The organism is Bradyrhizobium sp. 132, from assembly GCF_023074185.1.
Classification (GTDB): domain Bacteria; phylum Pseudomonadota; class Alphaproteobacteria; order Rhizobiales; family Xanthobacteraceae; genus Bradyrhizobium.
In genome coordinates, this window is record NZ_JADPKY010000087.1 from 1 (window position 1) to 1,643 (window position 1,643).

2 protein-coding genes are annotated in these 1,643 nt (G+C 56.9%); one reads left to right on the forward strand and one right to left on the reverse strand.

The window, feature by feature from the left end:
* Window positions 1-493, forward strand: a 493-nt coding sequence (locus IVA74_RS14780) for a GDSL-type esterase/lipase family protein (RefSeq protein ID WP_247344809.1), incomplete at its 5' end; no start/stop codon positions are given.
* A gap of 218 nt (window positions 494-711) precedes the next feature.
* Here IVA74_RS14780 and IVA74_RS14785 read toward each other — a convergent pair.
* Window positions 712-1,149: a hypothetical protein gene (locus tag IVA74_RS14785; RefSeq protein ID WP_247344811.1), complete on the reverse strand. Its 438-nt coding sequence runs from the start codon at window positions 1,147-1,149 to the stop codon at window positions 712-714.
* Between the last annotated feature and the right edge of the window lie 494 nt (window positions 1,150-1,643).

A 1,643-nucleotide genomic window follows, 5' to 3' on the forward strand; every position in this document is an offset into this window, starting at 1 on the left:
GATAATCTGTTCTTCCGTAAACCTGGCTCGCTTCATCTGTCCGTCCTTCAGAAGGCCGGACTCTAACTTCAACCGGAGGAAATCGGCAGGGGCAGGTCAAGCTGCAAACGGTCTTGCCAGATTGGATCGAGCGGTCCCAGACGGGACCCATGCGGTAATTGTGCAGCTCGGCGGAACTGATATGTTGAGAGGTACCGATCCAAATGTCACTCGCGCGGCGCTCGCTGCAATTCTGCAAAACCTCCAAGCCCGGCGAATTGTCGCTCTCCTTTGCGGAGCACGACCTCACACCAACTTTGGGCATGAATACGAGAAAGCCTTTGCTGCGATGTTCGCTGGACTTGCCAGCGAGTACAATGTGCTGTTCTACGAGGCTTTTGACGACGTGTTGTCGACAATCCTCAGCTCAAGGCTCTCGGCGGCCTGCATCCAAATCCGGCTGGGTTCAAAGAGGTCGTCACGCGCATACTGCCCCAGGTCGAGGCTCTCATAGATCGCGTGGGCCTCGGAGACCGTTGATCCTCAGTGCAGCCTCCTTTCCGCTTCTAGCGCGTTTGAGACCTTGCGATGTGCACCGAACCTTCCGCTCACCGGGGGTCATCGCGGGAAGACTAAACCGACGCGACCCAAGGCGGAATTCGTTCCGTTGCAGCCAGTTTGCCTCCTCGATTCGCGCCTATGCTGGACGGTTCGAACGTAGGCAGTCCGAACTCAAGCGGGCATCAGATTGATGACTCGCATGATGGCGGCACTATTACCTATGTTCTCAGTGTCCTCTGGTTCACCTTTGACACAGGTCCATACGTCGTTTTTCTTCACCGTGAACGGATGACCATCGCGATGATCGAGCCGCATTTCGCCGTCGACGCACTGGCAAACCATATCGTTTCGCATGGCATCATCTTTGTGCTTTACTTTCGGCTGGAAGACTATGTCAACGACCTTAATTCGCTTGTAGGCGGGGAGTACGGAGTCGCGCCCATGCATCGCTTCGCGCTCGCTTACCTCCACTAGCCGAACGCCCGGGGCGAGCTCCTTGCCCTCATCGGGCCGATAAGGCTGAGCCACGGTTGGATTGGTTGCAACAAGAGCAGTTCCCGCTGTCGCGACACAGAACATCAGAGCAGATCGCCGATCGATTTCACCCATGCTTTCCTCCTGAGGTTCGCTGACCGTCCACGAGACGGGGGCGGTGTCGAGCATTCGATGCCCGATCGGGCATGCTGTCAAAGCCGATTTGAAATAGAACCTCGTTCCTGGTCTCAAAGAACCGTGACGATGGCCAACGACAGCCAGCGAACGGAGAGCAATGTATGTTAGCGCCGAAGATGTCAGCGGCGGGTGAAGAACGTTGTTCTTTGCTTCACTCGGTCCCGACTTTGTCCGCGCGTCCCCTGTTGGCCCATCGCTTGCGTTCGCGGGGTGTCGCTGCATGTCGGCTCACAGGGACAAACCGGAAGTTTGTAGCCGGGCGCCAGTTAGGCGGCTTGTGACCCAATGTATGGTCCGGCCGCGCGTTGCAAGAGGTTTCGTCAACCTGGCAGATGCGGTCTTGCATCAATGTATCCGGCCTCTGATTGGAGCGTGTTGTGCTCCGGGCCATCATGGATATCAGCGCGCATTCGAGCTAATTAGCGGACAGG

What these genes read in the sequence shown, in the direction of transcription:
- IVA74_RS14785 (WP_247344811.1), bottom strand. Translation starts at nt 1,149, where the DNA reads ATGGGTGAAATCGATCGGCGATCTGCTCTGATGTTCTGTGTCGCGACA.